Source organism: Xanthomonas sp. LMG 12461 (genome assembly GCF_009192935.1).
Lineage (GTDB): Bacteria > Pseudomonadota > Gammaproteobacteria > Xanthomonadales > Xanthomonadaceae > Xanthomonas_A > Xanthomonas_A sontii.
The window spans coordinates 1-15,487 of record NZ_NQYT01000028.1 but is presented as its reverse complement, the minus strand read 5'-3'; the positions used below and the strand labels follow the sequence as shown (position 1 = coordinate 15,487).

General features: G+C 69.6%; 11 protein-coding genes. 6 read left to right on the top strand and 5 right to left on the bottom strand.

Annotation, left to right across the window (positions count from 1 at the left end):
• Window positions 1-106 precede the first annotated feature (106 nt).
• The 4 genes from CEK68_RS07875 to CEK68_RS07860 all read left to right on the top strand — a co-directional run bounded on the left by CEK68_RS07875 (window position 107) and on the right by CEK68_RS07860 (window position 4,557).
• Entirely contained in the window at window positions 107-982 is an 876-nt protein-coding gene (locus tag CEK68_RS07875) for an outer membrane protein assembly factor BamD (RefSeq protein WP_017910377.1), read from the top strand.
• A 335-nt stretch (window positions 983-1,317) separates the two neighbouring features.
• Window positions 1,318-2,268 carry a hypothetical protein gene (locus tag CEK68_RS07870; protein WP_152239061.1) on the top strand — a complete coding sequence of 317 codons (951 nt, stop codon included), beginning with the start codon at window positions 1,318-1,320 and terminating at the stop codon, window positions 2,266-2,268.
• 52 nt (window positions 2,269-2,320) lie between these two features.
• Entirely contained in the window at window positions 2,321-3,058 is a 738-nt protein-coding gene (locus CEK68_RS07865; RefSeq protein WP_152239060.1) for an ATP-binding cassette domain-containing protein, read from the top strand.
• The gene (locus CEK68_RS07860; protein ID WP_152239059.1) at window positions 3,055-4,557 is read left to right on the top strand and encodes a glycine betaine ABC transporter substrate-binding protein; all 1,503 of its coding nucleotides are present in this window, start codon (window positions 3,055-3,057) and stop codon (window positions 4,555-4,557) included. Before CEK68_RS07865 ends, CEK68_RS07860 begins: the two co-directional genes overlap by 4 nt.
• Before the next feature lie 186 nt (window positions 4,558-4,743).
• On the opposite strand, the gene CEK68_RS07855 is transcribed toward CEK68_RS07860, so the two are convergent.
• Complete coding sequence (locus CEK68_RS07855; protein WP_226977806.1) at window positions 4,744-5,952, bottom strand: aminotransferase class V-fold PLP-dependent enzyme; 1,209 nt, start codon at window positions 5,950-5,952, stop codon at window positions 4,744-4,746.
• Window positions 5,953-6,022: 70 nt separating this feature from the next.
• Between CEK68_RS07855 and egtB the strand changes: the two genes are divergently transcribed.
• Window positions 6,023-7,312 carry an ergothioneine biosynthesis protein EgtB gene (gene egtB, locus CEK68_RS07850; protein ID WP_152239058.1) on the top strand — a complete coding sequence of 430 codons (1,290 nt, stop codon included), beginning with the start codon at window positions 6,023-6,025 and terminating at the stop codon, window positions 7,310-7,312.
• Window positions 7,309-8,328 (top strand): L-histidine N(alpha)-methyltransferase, encoded by a 1,020-nt coding sequence (gene egtD, locus CEK68_RS07845; protein WP_152239057.1) that lies wholly within the window; start codon window positions 7,309-7,311, stop codon window positions 8,326-8,328. The genes egtB and egtD overlap by 4 nt, the downstream gene beginning before the upstream one ends.
• A gap of 191 nt (window positions 8,329-8,519) precedes the next feature.
• Here egtD and CEK68_RS07840 read toward each other — a convergent pair whose 3' ends face one another.
• The 4 genes from CEK68_RS07840 to sucC form a co-directional block, all read right to left on the bottom strand.
• Complete coding sequence (locus CEK68_RS07840; RefSeq protein WP_152239056.1) at window positions 8,520-10,157, bottom strand: NAD+ synthase; 1,638 nt, start codon at window positions 10,155-10,157, stop codon at window positions 8,520-8,522.
• A gap of 540 nt (window positions 10,158-10,697) precedes the next feature.
• Window positions 10,698-12,710 carry a pyrroloquinoline quinone-dependent dehydrogenase gene (locus CEK68_RS07835; RefSeq protein ID WP_226977805.1) on the bottom strand — a complete coding sequence of 671 codons (2,013 nt, stop codon included), beginning with the start codon at window positions 12,708-12,710 and terminating at the stop codon, window positions 10,698-10,700.
• A 379-nt stretch (window positions 12,711-13,089) separates the two neighbouring features.
• Window positions 13,090-13,965, bottom strand: coding sequence for a succinate--CoA ligase subunit alpha (gene sucD / locus CEK68_RS07830; protein ID WP_026144653.1), 876 nt, complete (start codon window positions 13,963-13,965; stop codon window positions 13,090-13,092).
• A 22-nt stretch (window positions 13,966-13,987) separates the two neighbouring features.
• The gene (sucC, locus tag CEK68_RS07825; protein ID WP_010342227.1) at window positions 13,988-15,157 is read right to left on the bottom strand and encodes an ADP-forming succinate--CoA ligase subunit beta; all 1,170 of its coding nucleotides are present in this window, start codon (window positions 15,155-15,157) and stop codon (window positions 13,988-13,990) included.
• Window positions 15,158-15,487 lie beyond the last annotated feature (330 nt).

Genomic DNA, 15,487 nt, shown 5'->3' with positions numbered 1-15,487 from the left:
CGGCTTGGGTCGGAAAAAGGGGGTCGCGGCGGCCATAGTCAGTCGCAGGACAGGCCACTAGGCTATCATCGCCCCTTCGTATTCCTGCCCTGCCGCGCCCGAACCCATGATCCGACGCTCCGTCCCGCTGTCCGCGCACGTCCGTTTCATCGCCCTGCTGCTGGTCACGCTGGTCGTGGCGACGGGTTGCCACCGTCAGAAGAAGAACCCCGAAGAAGGGATGCCGGTCGAGCAGCTCTACCAGAAGGCGCATGCGCAGATGGAGAGCGGCAACTGGGCCGGCGCCGAGAGCAGCTTCAAGCGGCTGATCGCGCAGTACCCGTACGGCAACTACACCGAGCAGGCGATGATCGAAAGCGCCTACGCCCAGTACAAGGCCGGCAAGCACGACGACGCGGTGTCGACCATCGACCGCTTCATCCGCACCTACCCGACCCAGCGCAACATCGCCTACATGTACTACCTGCGCGGGCTGTCCAACTCCAACCGCGACACGGTGTTCCTGCGCCGGGTGTGGTCGCTGGATCCCAGCCGCCGCGACCTGTCCACCCCGCAGCAGGCCTACGCCGACTTCAACACCGTTGCCGAGCGCTACCCGAACAGCCGCTACGCCGCCGACGCGCGCGCGCGCATGATCGCCCTGCGCAACGTGTTCGCCCAGCACGAGCTGGACAACGCGCTGTACTACCTGCGCCGCGACGCCTGGGTGTCGGCCGCCTCGCGCGCCACCTACCTGCTCGAGACCTACCCGCAGAGCGCCTACCAGAACGACGCGGTCGCGGTGCTGGCCGATGCCTACACCCATCTGGGCAACAAGACCCTGGCCGCCGACGCGCGCCGCGTGCTCGAGCTCAACGACCCGCAGCATCCGTGGCTGACCGGCAACTGGCCGAAGTACCCGTGGATGATCCGCAAGCTCAACCCGTTCGCCGGCGAGAAGTCCGCCGCCACCGGGCAGTCCAATTCGCAGATGCAGCGCTGATCCACCGCGCCGACACGATGCACACCGACAGGGGCCGCAAGGCCCCTGTCGCGTTTCCGGGCAGCGCCGATCGGTCCCTGCGGTCCGCTCGGGCGCCTGCGCGCGGCGGCTGCAGGCGGCCATGACGACACCAGCGGGCACCCAAGGCGAGGCGGGTGCGCGCGTCGCCAGGCAACGCCAGTCCCGATCACTGGACGCCCAGCATGGCGCGCCTCCAGACCGATCCCGGCGGAGTGCGACCCGCACCGCAGTCCCGGGAATTGGCGCCGATGCCCGTGGCCGGGCTTGCTAGGCTGGTCCCGTGCCCGCCCCGGGCCGCTTCCGCCGGGAACGCCATGTCTCTGTCCTTGCTGCGCCCGCTGCTGCGCCTGTTCGCCGCCCTCCTCGCCGTCGCTGCCGCCCCTGCCACCGCGGCACCGGCCATCGTGTACGGGGTCAACGGCCACGACGGCCGCCCGGCCTACCCGCTCAGCCAGAGCGAGGCGGTGTTTCGCCTGCTCGATCAGCGCAACCTGCGCAGCTACCGGTTCGACGTGGACCCGCGCAACTTCACCGTGCTCGACCGGCTGGTGCAGCTCTCGCGTCAGTACAACATCGCGCTGCGGCCGATGGTGTACCCGATGTCGCGCGAGATCGGCTACGCGCTGGCGCGCCGCTATGCCAACGACATCAAGGTCTGGGAGATCGGCAACGAGCAGGACCTGGACCGCGCCGCCGCGCCAGCGCGGATCGCGGCCATGACCACGATGTACCGCGGCATGAAGCAAGCCTCCGACGAGTTGGGCGCCGGCCTGCAGTTCACCATCAACATCACCGCCTGCAACAGCGACGATCGTTCGGCCAACGCGCGCTGCCCGGGCGACCGCAACGGCTCGCTGTGGTTCCTCGACCAGGCCAAGGCCGCCGGTTTCGACTTCGATCGGATCAGCTTCCACTACTACGCCTTCCACGGCGAGCGCGGCTACTGGATGGACCTGTATCTCGGACAGCTGCGCGCCGCCGCGCAGAAATACGGCACCAAGGTCTACGTCAACGAGCTCAACTGCGCCGAGATCTACACGGGCAACACCGATGGCGGCCATCCCGGCGACGGCGCCTGCTACGACAGCGTGGCGGACCTGCTGCAGACGCTGCGCAACGACTACGCCGACGTGGTCGCCGAGATCAATCTCTACGAACTGCTCGACCAACCGGACCAGCAGGGCGCGGAGGCGCATTTCGGCCTGATGTACGACCTGGGCCGGCCGAAACCGACGCTGGACCTGCTGACCGACGCCGCGCGCTGAGGCCGCGACGTCTTCGCACGGCGTGGTCGCCGCCTGCGGCTATGCTGCGGCGATGTTCGAACTGCATCGGGTCACCCGCCGCTACGGCGACATGCTGGCGCTGGACCAGGTCGATCTTCGCATCGCCCCGGGCCGCACCACCGCGTTGATCGGTCCCAGCGGCGCCGGCAAGTCCAGCGTGCTGCGCCTGCTGCTGGGGCTGGAGTGGCCGGATAGCGGCGAGGTGCGCTTCCAGGGCGAGCCGTTGCGTCGCGCCACCCTGTTGGCGCAGCGCCGGCGCATCGGCTACGTGATCCAGGAAGGCGGCCTGTTCCCGCACCTGAGCGCCCGCGACAACGCCGCCCTGCTGGCGCGCACGCTGGGCTGGACGCGGCCGCGCATCGCCGCGCGTCTGCACGAGCTCGCTGCGTTGTGCCGCCTGCCGGAAGCGCTGCTGGCGCGTTATCCAGCCGAGTTGTCCGGTGGCCAGCGCCAGCGCGTCGGACTGATCCGCGCGCTGTTGCTGGACCCGCCGGTATTGCTGCTGGACGAACCGCTGGGCGCGCTCGACCCGATCGTGCGCCACGAACTGCAGACGCAGATGCGCGAACTGTTCGCGCTGCTCGGCAAGACCGTGGTGCTGGTGACCCACGACGTCGCCGAGGCCGCCTACCTGGGCGATACCCTGGTCCTGATGCGCGGCGGCCGCGTGCTGCAGGAAGGCAGTGCACGCACTTTGCTGGAGGCGCCGGCCGATCCGTTCGTGAGCCAGTTCCTGCAGGCGCAGCGCACGCTGGAGGAGGCGCGATGACGTCGCTGGGCACGCACTGCCGCGCGGTCGCAGTGGTCGCCTTGGGCAGCCTTGCCAGCCTGCTGGGTCTGCCGGCCGCTGCCGCCGACACCAAGGTCGTGGTCGGCTCGAAGAACTTCACCGAAGCGGTGGTGCTGGGCGAGATCGCCGCCGGCGCCGGGCGCCAGGCCGGGGTCGAGGTCGAGCACCGGCGCCAGCTCGGCGGCACCCGCATCCTGTGGCGCGCGCTGGAGCAGGGTTCGATCGACGCCTACGCCGAGTACACCGGCACCCTGGCCGCCGAGCTGCTGCAACTGCCGGGCGCCGACGACGACGCGCTGCGCAAGGCGCTGGCGCAGCGCGGCCTGGCGATGAGCGCGCCGCTGGGCTTCGACAACACCTATGCGTTCGGCATGCGCCGGCAACGCGCGCAGGCGCTGGGCATCGTGCGCCTGTCCGACCTCGCCGCGCATCCGACGCTGAAGTTCGGACTGAGCAACGAATTCGTCTCGCGCGCCGACGGCTGGCCCGGCGTGCGCGACGCCTACGGCCTGCCGCAGGTGCCCACCGGCCTGGACCACGACCTCGCCTACCGCGCGCTGGACAGCGGCGCGATCGACCTCACCGACCTGTACAGCACCGACGCCGAGATTCCCGCGCACGACCTGCTGGTGCTGCAGGACGACAGGCACTACTTCCCGCGCTACGCCGCGGTGTTCCTGTACCGCGCCGACCTGGCGCAGCGCGCGCCGCGCTTCGTGCAGGCGCTGCAGGGGCTGGGCGGGCGCATCGACGCGGCGACCATGCAGCGGCTCAACGCCGAGGCCAAGCTCGACAAGCGTGCCGAAAGCGCCATCGCCGCACACTGGCTGGGCATCGCCGCGCCGGCCGAGGACGGACGCCTGCAACGGCTGCTGCAACGCACCCGCGAGCACCTGGCGCTGGTCGGACTGTCGCTGGGCCTGGCCCTGCTGGTGGCGCTGCCGCTGGGCATCCTGGCCGCGCACCGGCCACGGCTCGGCCAGGCGGTGCTGGCCCTGACCGGCGTGCTGCAGACGCTGCCGTCGCTGGCGGTATTCGTGTTCATGATCCCGCTGTTCGGCATCGGCGCCAAACCGGCGATCGCCGCGCTGTTCCTGTACAGCCTGCTGCCGATCGTGCGCAACATGCATGCCGGCATCACCGGCATCCCGCGCGAGCTGCGCGAGACTGCCGCCGCGCTCGGCTTGCCGCCGGGCACGCGGCTGTGGCGGATCGAACTGCCGCTGGCGCTGCGCACTCTCCTCGCCGGCATCAAGACCGCGGCGGTGATCAACGTCGGCACCGCGACCCTGGGCGCGTTGATCGGCGCCGGCGGCTACGGCCAGCCGATCCTCACCGGCATCCGCCTCGACGACCTCGGCCTGATCCTGGAAGGCGCGGTGCCGGCCGCGCTGCTGGCGTTGCTGGTCCAGGGCCTGTTCGAACTGCTGGAGCGGGTGCTGACCCCGCGTGGATTGCGCCTGGCGGCGCGGCGGTAGGTCAAGCCAGCACCGCGGGCATCAGCGATGTGGCCGGCCTTCGGCAACCCGCACCCGCGCTAAACGCATCACAGCGGCATCGGGTCGCGGCTGAAGCCAGGCATCAAACAGGATCGGCGATGCGGACCAGTAGTCGATTGCCTTCCCATCGAAACCGAAGACAGACAACAACCGCACGCACGTGCGTTAAGCACGCGCCGCAGCCACCATCTCTTGCGCCAGGCCGCGCATCGCCTCCGGCGTCAACTGCAGATAGGGCGCGATGCGCAGGGCGCCATGGCGATGGGTGCAGATGACTTGCGCGTGCTGCAGCCATGGCAGCAAGGCCGGCATCGACGACGCTGGTGGGCGCAGCGCGTACAGGTGCGGCGCATGCCCAGGCACGGTCCAGTCGCCCGCGCCCAGCGCGTGCAACTCCGCGTCGAATGCCGCACCAAGTGTGCCAAGCCGCTGCGCGATGCGCGCCGGCTGCCACTGCTGCACCTGCTGCAGCGCCGCGCTGGCCATCGCCAGGCGCAGCGGGTCGGCGACGCCGCCGGCATCGAAGCGACGCGCGCCGCTGCGGTACGGGGGCGGCGCCTCGGCCGGGAACTGCCAATCCGCCCCCGGGTCGCGCGCCTGCCAGTGCTGCTCGAACGGCACGCCGTGCGCGCGCCAGTGCGGCGAGGCCCACAGCCATGCCAGCCCCATCGGTCCGAGCAGCCATTTGTGTCCGACAGAGACCACGAAATCCGGCCGCCAGGCGTCCAGCCGGGCCGGCAGCACGCCCAGGCTCTGGCTCAGGTCCAGCACCAGCATCGCGCCGGCCGCATGCACGCGCGGCGCGATGCGGTCCAGATCCAGCAGGCTGCCGTCGCGCCAGTAGGCGTTGGGCAGGGTCGCCACGCGCACGCGCGGCTCTGCATCCAGCGTCGCCAGGACCGCCGCGGTCCAGTCCTGCCCAGGTGCGCGCCGCACCACCGCCAGGGACGCGCCGCTCTCGGCACAGCGTTGCTGCCACGCCAGTAGATTGGACGGAAACTGGCCATCGAGCAGCAACACCGCATCGCCGGGCGCCAACGGCACCTGCCGCGCCGCGATGGCCAGGCCATAGGCGGCCGACGGCACCATCGCCACGCCATCGCCGTCGCCCGAGAACAAGGTGGTCGCGGCCAGCGCGCGCAGGTCTTCGATCTGCGCGCGCCAGGCATCGAAGGACAGCGTCCAGGGCGCGATCGACTCGGCCAGCGCCGCCTGCCCCGCGACCAGTGCACGGTGCAGGCGCGGCCCCTTGCTGGCGGTGTCCAGGTAGCGCACGCCGGGCGGCAGCGCGAACGCCTCCGCCGCGGTATCGAGGTCGACCAGGGCGCCGGCGGACGCCGAACCGGCAGGGTGGTGCAAGGCGCTCGTAGACATGTGGCTAGGGTAACGCCACGGTCCGCGACGCGTGACGGTCCGTTCACGCCGCTGCGCTAAGACTGCATCGATGCAAGCGATCTCTCCGGCGTCACCGCCCTCGCCCATCGCATCCGTCGCGACGCTGGCGGACCGCCTGCGCCGCGTGCGCGCACGCAGCCGTCATCTCACCGCACCATTGAGCGAAGAAGACGCAATGGTGCAGAGCATGGACGACGCCAGCCCGGCCAAATGGCATCTGGCGCACACCACCTGGTTCTTCGAGCGGTTCGTGCTCGGCGCCGATCCGGCGTACCGCCCCCACGATCCGCAGTGGGACTACCTGTTCAACAGCTACTACCAGAGCATCGGTCCGGCGCATGCGCGGCCGCATCGCGGCCTGCTGTCGCGGCCATCGCTGGCGCAGGTGCTGGACTACCGCAGCGAGATCGAAACCCGCGTACTGGCGCAGTTGCAGGCCGGCACGCTGGAGCCGCAGACGCTGCAGATCCTGGAACTGGGCCTGCAGCACGAACAACAACACCAGGAACTGCTGCTCACCGACATCAAGCATGCGTTCTGGCGCAACCCGCTGGGTCCGGCGTATCGCGCGGATCTGGCGACGCAGAACGCGCCTGCGTCCCCGCTGCGCTGGCTGCAGCGCGATGAGCAGATCGGCGAGATCGGTGCCGCGCCGTGGCCGGCGCATGCCGACTTCGCCTACGACAACGAATCGCCGCGGCATCGCGTGCTGGTGCCGGCGCATGCGCTGGCCAGCCGCCCGGTGAGCAATGCGGAATACGACGAGTTCATTGACGATGGCGGCTATGCCACGGTCGGGCTATGGCTCAGCGACGGCTGGGCGCAGCGGTGCGCCGAGGATTGGCAGCGCCCGCTGTACTGGCACGCCGACGGCGCGCGCGAATTCACCCTCGGCGGCTGGCGCGAACGCGATCCGCATGCACCGGTGTGCCATCTCAGCCTGTTCGAGGCCGATGCCTTCGCGCGCTGGGCCGGCGCGCGCCTGCCGACCGAGGCGGAGTGGGAACAGGCTGCCACCGGTGTCGCCATCGCCGGCAACTTCGTCGACACCGATGCACTGCATCCGCAGTCGACGGCGCCGGCCGACACCGGCCTGCAGCAGTTGTTCGGCGATGTCTGGGAATGGACCGGCAGCGCCTACCTGCCCTACCCCGGGTTCCGCCCGTGGTCGGGCACGCTGGGCGAATACAACGGCAAGTTCATGAACGCGCAGTGGGTGTTGCGCGGCGGCAGCTGCACCACGCCGCGCGACCACATCCGCGCCAGCTACCGCAACTTCTTCCCCTCCGATGCGCGGTGGCAGTTCGCCGGCGTGCGCCTGGCCAAGGATTCCGCATGAATGCCGCAACCGCCCGTGCCCTCACCGAAGCCGCCCTCACCGACCTGCATCCGCAGCCGGACGACATCACCGCCGATGCGATCGCCGGCCTGTCGTGCAGCCCCAAGCAGCTGCCGTCCAAGTATTTCTACGACGCCGAGGGCTCGCGCCTGTTCGAGGCGATCACCCGCCAGCCCGAGTACTACCTGACCCGCACCGAGCTGGACCTGCTGGAAGCGCGGATGCCGTCGATCGCGCAGGCGGTGGGCACCGGCGCGCACGTGGTGGAACTGGGCAGCGGCAGCGGCCGCAAGACCCAGTTGCTGCTGGACGGCCTGCGCATGCCGGTGGCCTACACGCCGATCGAGATTTCCCGCGACATGCTGATGTCCAGCACCACGCGGCTGGCCGAACGCTTCCCGCACATCCAGATGTTGCCGGTATGCGCCGACTTCACCGCGCCGGTGGCGCTGCCGGCACCGCAGCGCGGCGCGCGCCGCACCCTGGTGTTCTTCCCCGGCTCGACCCTGGGCAACTTCACCCGCGAGGACGGCATCGCCCTGCTGCGCTCGATGCGCCAGACCATGGGCGCGGACGGCTGCGCCCTGGTCGGCATCGACCTGGTGAAGGACTCGGCATTGCTGGAGGCCGCCTACAACGACGCCGCCGGGGTCACGGCCGAATTCACCCTGAACCTGCTGCACCGGCTCAACCGCGAGATCGGCAGCGACTTCGACCTGGCGCAGTTCCGCCATCATGCCGTTTATTCGGAAGCGCGCGAGCGCATCGAGACCTTCCTGGTCAGCCAGTGCGCACAGCAGGTGACCGTGGCCGGGCGCCGCTTCGATTTTGCTGAAGGCGAAGCGATGCAGGTCGAGTACAGCCACAAGTACACCGACCAGAGCTTTGCGGCGATGGCCGCCGAGGCCGGCCTGCGCGTCAGCCACGGCTGGAATGCGCAGGACGATGCGTTTGGGTTGCGGTTGTTGCAGAGCGGGGACCCAGGGCCCGGGGGCCGGGACCCGGAAAAGCCTTAATCTTCCAAGATGCGGCACGCCATGATGGTGTCCGCGGCAAAATCGCTATCAAGCGATTTTTTGTGGGAGGGGCTTCAGCCCCGACAGGCTTTCCCGGCAAAGCCCGTCGGGACTGAAGTCCCTCCCACAGTGCAATCGCAACCGCCTTGCACTCGCGGAAAAATCGCGGGTCCCGGCTTTTCCGAGTTCCCTCAGGCCTGATACCCATTGCTGATCGGATAACGCCGCTCGCGCCCGAACGCGCGGCGCGACACCTTCGGTCCCGGTGCGGCCTGGTGGCGCTTCCATTCGCTGATGCGCACCAGCCGCACCACCCGGTCGACCACCTCGGCGGCATAGCCGGCGGCGACGATCTCGTCGCGCGATTCCTCCTGGTCGACGTAGCGATACAGGATGCCGTCGAGCACGTCGTACGGCGGCAGCGAATCCTGGTCGGTCTGGTTGGCGCGCAGTTCCGCCGAGGGCGGCCGCGCGATCACCGCCGGCGGGATCACCGGCGCACCGCCCACCGTGTTGCGCCACTTCGCCAGGCCGAACACCTCGGTCTTGTACAGGTCCTTCAGCGGCGCGTAGCCGCCGCACATGTCGCCGTAGATGGTGGCGTAGCCGACCGCGTACTCGCTCTTGTTGCCGGTGGTCAGCAGCAGGCCGCCGAACTTGTTGGCCAGCGCCATCAGGATCACGCCGCGGCTGCGCGACTGCAGGTTCTCCTCGGTGACGTCGGGTTCGGTGCCGGCGAACAGCGGGCCGAGCGCACTCAGCAGGCCCTCGAACGCCGGCTCGATCGCCACCGTCTCCAGCTTCACGCCCAAGGTGCGGCATTGATCCGCGGCCAGGTCGTTGGATAGGTCGGCGGTGTAGCGCGACGGCAGCCGCACCGCGGTGACGTTGTCCGCGCCAAGCGCGTCCACCGCCATCGCCAGCACCAGCGCCGAATCGATGCCGCCGGACAGGCCCAGCCAGACCTTGGAAAAGCGATTCTTTGCGCAGTAGTCCTGCAGCCCGCGCACCACCGCGCGCCAGGCCAGCGCATCCATGCTCTCGTCGCCGTCGTCGGTCCAGCGCAGCGGCGCGAAGCGGCGTGCGGCGATGTCGTACTCGACCACCAGCCATTGGTCGGTGAAGGCGGCCGCCGCCGGATGCACGGTGCCGTCGCCGTCGGCCACCACCGAGGCGCCGTCGAACACCAGCGCGTCCTGGCCGCCGACCACGTTAAGATAGGCCAGCGCCGCGCCGCTCTCGCGGCTGCGTTCGGCCAGCAAGGCGTCGCGCTGCGCATGCTTGCCGCGCTCGTAGGGCGAGGCATTGGGCACCAGCACCAGTTCCGCGCCCGCCCGCACGGTCGCCGCCAGCGGCTCCGGGAACCACAGGTCCTCGCAGATCACCAGGCCGACCGGCGTGCCCTTGACCTCGAACACGCAGTTCTCGCCGTCCGGGTCGACATCGAAATAGCGGCGCTCGTCGAACACCGCGTAGTTGGGCAGTTCGCGCTTGCGGTAGGTGCGCTCGATGCGGCCGCCGCGCAGCACGCTGGCGGCGTTGTAGACCACGCTGCCGGCGCTCTGCGGCCAGCCGACCACCGCGACGATGCCACGTACCTGTGCGGCGATGCGCTGCACCGCGCGCTCGCAGTCGGCCAGGAAACCCGGCCGCAGCAGCAGGTCTTCCGGCGGATAGCCGCTGACCGCCAGTTCCGGGAACAGCACCACGTCGGCGCCGTACTCGTCGCGCGCCTCCTCGATCAACGCAATGATCCGGTCGGTGTTCTGGGTCACGGCGCCGACCGGGAAATCGAACTGGGCCATGGCGAGGCGGAGGGAAGCGGACATAGGCAACCTTGCAGGAACGAGTGGGAGACACGCAGGCGCCACGCGAGCGCATCGCACCTGCCGCGGCGCCGCTGCTCCGCGTGCCGCCATGCGCAGTGTAGCGCTGCGCCGGGTTGCGGCCGATGATGCGCGTACCGCCACGTTGGAGTGTGAGCATGGAGTCCGGGCAGGCCGCATCTTGGTGCGCACATGGCGGCAGCCGCAGCGATGCCGTGGGACGTTCTCTCCGCTGCGCGCCGCCGAGAAAGCCGCTTGGCCAGGCCCCCCGCGTCGCGACTGAGGTCGCTCCCACAATCGAGCAACATGCACGACCAACAGAAATCGCTGGCGCATGCACCGCGCGTCGCCGCCGAAGCCGCGCTCACTCCAGGGACAGCACGTGCCGAGGCCTCACTGTGGGAGGGACTTCAGTCCCGACTGCAATCAATCCCGAAGCGCCGGCCAGCCACCGCCATGTGCTTCAGCGGATGCCAGCGCCAGTCCGCTCAAGGCGCCGCCGGCGCCAGCGCCGCAGCAACACCACCACTCCCGCACACAAACTCAGCCCAGCGAGGCCCAGCACCGCCATGCGCACGCCGACGCCGTGCTGGAACACCACGTCCTTGCCGGTGCCGTCGAGCGTATAGGCGACCACGTAGTCGCCCATCGTGCCAGCGTATAGGCGACCACGTAGTCGCCCATCGTGCCCATGCCTTCGCGCCCGCCGGCCGCGATCACCACGTACTGCTTGCCCCCCACCGCATAGACCGAGGGCGTGGCCTGGCCGCCGGCCGGCAGCTTGGCCTCCCACAGGGTCTTGCCGGTGGCGCTGTCGAGCGCGCGCAGGCGCGCATCGGCCGCCGCGGCGATGAAGGTCAGGCCACTGGCCGTGGTCACCGCGCCGCCGAGCAGCGGCGTGCCCACCTCCAGCGGCAGCCACGGCAGCTTCTCTTCCAGGGTACCGAGCGGGCGCTCCCAGGCGATCTTGCGCGTGCGCAGATCCACCGCCACCAGTCGCCCCCACGGCGGCTTGACGCAGGGAATGCCGCCTGAGGAGCTCAACATGCCGCGGCGCATGTAGTACGGCGTGCCTTCCATGTCGTTGAACTGCTGGTCCGGATGGCGCGCGCGCTCGGCCTTGCTGAATTGCTCGCGCGGGATCAGCGCTACCTGCATCGGCAAGTCCGACACCGGCATGATCGCCAGCTGGCGCTGTGGATCCACCGCGATGCCGCCCCAGTTCACGCCGCCGGCCCAACCCGGCAGCGCGATCGTGCCGCGCACGCTGGGCGGGGTGAACAGGCCTTCCGAGCGCAGCCCGGCGATCAGCGCTGCGCATTCGCGGCGCGCGCCGGGCGTCGCCCCCCAGGCATCGGCGGCGGTCAGCGGCGTATGCCGACCCAGCCGCAACCCCGGCTCGGGCATCGGCTGGGTCGGCGAAGTGCGCTCGCCCGGCACGTCGGACGCCGGCACCGGCACCTCGCTGATCGGAAACAGCGGCGTGCCGTCGCGACGGTCGAAGGCGAACAGGAAGCCGGTCTTGGTCGCCTGCAAGACGGCCGCGCGCGGTCCCTGCGCAGTCTGCACCGTGGTCAGCACCGGCTGCGAGGCCAGGTCGTAGTCCCACAGATCGTGATGCACCAACTGCTGCGCCCACACCCGGCGCCCGCTGCGCAGGTCCAGCGCCACCAGCGAGTCGGTGTCGCGGTTGTCGCCCAGGCGCTCGCCGCCGTAATAGTCGGGGCTGGCCGAGCCGGTCGGTACGTAGACCAGGCCCAGCGCCGCATCCACCGACAGCGGCGCCCAGGCATTGCCGCCGCCGACCGCGGCCGCCTGCTCCGGCTGCCAGCCGGCGGCGGTGGCCTTGGCTGGTTCGCGCGGCACCGGATCCCACCGCCACAGTTCGCGGCCGCTGCGCGCGTCGTAGCCACGCACCACGCCCTGCTCCAGCGCATGCCCGCGGTTGTCGCCGATCGAGCTGCCGACCACCAGCACGTCGCCGGCCACCACCGGCGGCGAGGTCACCGCATAGTTGGCCCAGGCATCGCTGGCGTTGTCGTGCACATCGATGCCGGCATGCAGGTCGATCATGCCGTCCTTGCCGAACCCGGCGCAGGGCTTGCCGTCGGCGGCATCCAGCGCGATCAGCCGCGCATCCAGAGTGCCGTACACGATGCGCTCGCGGCACGCGCCCGCCGTCGCCTGGGTGTCGCGCCAGAAACTCACACCGCGCGAGGCCGGGTCGCTGTAGTGCTTGTTGCGCGCGACCTTGGCATCGAACGACCACAGTTCGTGGCCGCTCGCCGCATCCAGCGCGAAGGCGATACCGGTCCCGGTGGTGAGGTACATGCGCCCACCCAGCACCAGCGGATTGGCCTCGAAGCGGCGCCGCTCCGGATCGGGCAGGCCCGCGCCGAGTTCGCCGGTGCGGAACGACCAGGCGATGCGCAGCCGGCCGATGTTGTCCGGGGTGATCTGGGTCAGCGGCGAATACTGCCCGCCGCCGGGCGCGCCGGCATAACTGGCCCAGTCGCCTGGCGCCGCCGCGCAGATGCCGCCGATACCCATCGCCATGCCCGCCCCGCATACCGCTGCCCGCCATCGCCTGATCACGCATCCGCTCCTGTCGCTGCCGAAGAAAGTGGCGGCAGTTTCGGCAGAGTGCCGGACCGTGTCGGCAACACAGGGACGGCACCACCCGGCCAGGGGACCAATGGCGGGGCCGCAGGGACGAATGGCGACCAAGGGGATGGCGCAACTGCTTGATTGCGCAGACGTTGGCGGGGCAGCAGTGCGTGCCCGCCCCATCCGCCTCGTCGCGCCAGGGACACCGCGGCAGTGCCGCGTACCGGATCCTCTAAACGCAAAAGGCCTCGCTCGCGCGAGGCCTTTGCGGACAGCGGCGGCGACAAGGACGCACCCGAAGGCGGGTCGCTGCCGCAGCGCTGACGGCTTACTTCACCAGCGAGGCGATCGCCGCACCCAGGTCGCCCGGCGAGCGGACGGTCTTGACGCCTGCGGCTTCCATCGCCGCGAACTTGCCCTCGGCCGTGCCCTTGCCGCCCGAGGCGATCGCACCGGCGTGGCCCATGCGCTTGCCGGCCGGGGCCGAAGCACCGGCGATGAAGCCGACGACCGGCTTCTTGACGTGCTTGGCGATGTACTCGGCACCGGCTTCCTCGGCGTCGCCGCCGATTTCGCCGACCATGATGATGCCTTCGGTCTGCGGATCTTCGTTGAACAGCTTGAGGCAGTCGACGAAGTTCAGGCCGTTGATCGGGTCGCCGCCGATGCCGATGCAGGTGGACTGGCCCAGGCCGACCTCGGTGGTCTGCTTGACCGCTTCATAGGTCAGCGTGCCCGAACGCGAGACGATGCCGATCTTGCCCGGCTTGTGGATGTGGCCCGGCATGATGCCGATCTTGCACTCGCCCGGGGTGATCACGCCGGGGCAGTTCGGCCCGATCAGCACGGTCTCCGGGAAGGAGCGGGTCAGCACGTTCTTGACGCGCAGCATGTCCAGCACCGGGATGCCTTCGGTGATGCAGACGATGACCTTGATGCCGGCCGCAGCCGCTTCCAGGATCGCGTCGGCCGCGAACGGCGGCGGCACGTAGATCACCGAGGCGTCGGCGCCGGTGCTCTGCACGGCATCGGCCACGGTGTTGAACACCGGCAGGTCGATGTGGGTGGTGCCGCCCTTGCCCGGCGTGACGCCGCCGACGACCTGGGTGCCGTACTCGATCATCTGAGTGGCGTGGAAGGTGCCCTGCTGGCCGGTGAAGCCCTGCACGATCACCTTGGTGTTCTTGTTGATCAAAACAGACATTGGAGTTCCTTGGTGTCGTGGATCAGGCGGCGTTCTTGACAGCTTCAACGACCTTCTTGGCGCCGTCGTTGATGTTGTCGGCCGGGATGATGGCCATGCCGCTGTCGCGCAGCAGCTGCTTGCCTTCTTCCACGTTGGTGCCTTCCAGGCGCACCACGACCGGCACCTTGACGCCCACTTCCTTGACCGCCGCGATGATGCCCTCGGCGATCATGTCGCAGCGGACGATGCCGCCGAAGATGTTGACGAAGATGCCTTCGACCTTGTCCGAGGACAGGATCAGCTTGAACGCCTCGATCACGCGCTGCTTGTTGGCGCCGCCGCCCACGTCCAGGAAGTTCGCCGGCTCGCCGCCGTTGAGCTTGATCACGTCCATGGTCGCCATGGCCAGACCAGCGCCATTGACCATGCAGCCGATGTTGCCGTCCATGGTGACGTAGTTGATGTCCAGCTCCGAAGCGGTCACTTCGGTCTCGTCTTCCTGTGACTTGTCGCGCATGGCGACCAGTTCCTTGTGGCGGAAGTTGGCGTTGTCGTCGCTGTTGAACTTGCCGTCCAGCGCGTAGAGGTTGCCGTCGTCCAGGATGGCCAGCGGATTGATCTCCACCAGCGCCAGGTCCTTCTCGTTGAAGATGCGGTACAGGTTGACCATGATGCTGGCGAACTGGCCGGCCTGCTTGGCGGTCAGGCCCATCTTGAAGCCGATGTCGCGGCCGTGGTAACCCTGCACGCCCTCGACGAAGTCGACGTTGAGGGTGTGGATCTTGTCCGGGGTCTCGGCGGCGACCTGTTCGATCTCCATGCCGCCTTCGCTCGATGCGATGTAGCTGATGGTGCGGGTGCCGCGGTCGACCAGCACCGACAGGTACAGCTCCTTGACGATCTCACCAGCGGTGGTCACCAGCACCAGGTTGATCGGCAGCTCGACGCCGGCGGTCTGGTAGGTGGCCATCTTGGTGCCGAGCAGCTTCTCGGCAACGGCCTTCACATCGTCGGTGGTCTTGCAGAACTTGACGCCGCCGGCCTTGCCGCGGCCACCTGCGTGGATCTGCGCCTTGACCATCCAAGGGCCAGCGCCAAGCGACTTGGCGGCTTCAACCGCTTCTTCCGGAGTCGCCGCGACCTTGCCGGCCGGGACCGGGATGCCGTACTCGGCAAGCAGTTGTTTTGCCTGATATTCGTGGAAATTCATGCGTCACCGTGGGAAAAGGAACGGCCGTCCCGCAGCGATCCGGGCCCTGAGTGGCGGCCGGGAGCGGTACGGACGGGACGCCTATTGTCGCCGACCGAGGGCGGCGGCGCAAAAGCGCCGGCGGCCTGGCCCGACCGAGGCCTCCGGCGAGGTCCGTGGTGGCACCACCGGGTGGAGCGGGCACTCGCCTGCCCACGCCTTGCTGCCCTCATCCCGCGACTCTGTCCTTGGCCCTTGCCCGATCCGGCGCCGGACCGCCGGCGACGACAATCGCACCCCGTCGAAGGCGGCGACGGCCCAGGCAGGTCGCCCCCCCCCCCCGGTCGCCCT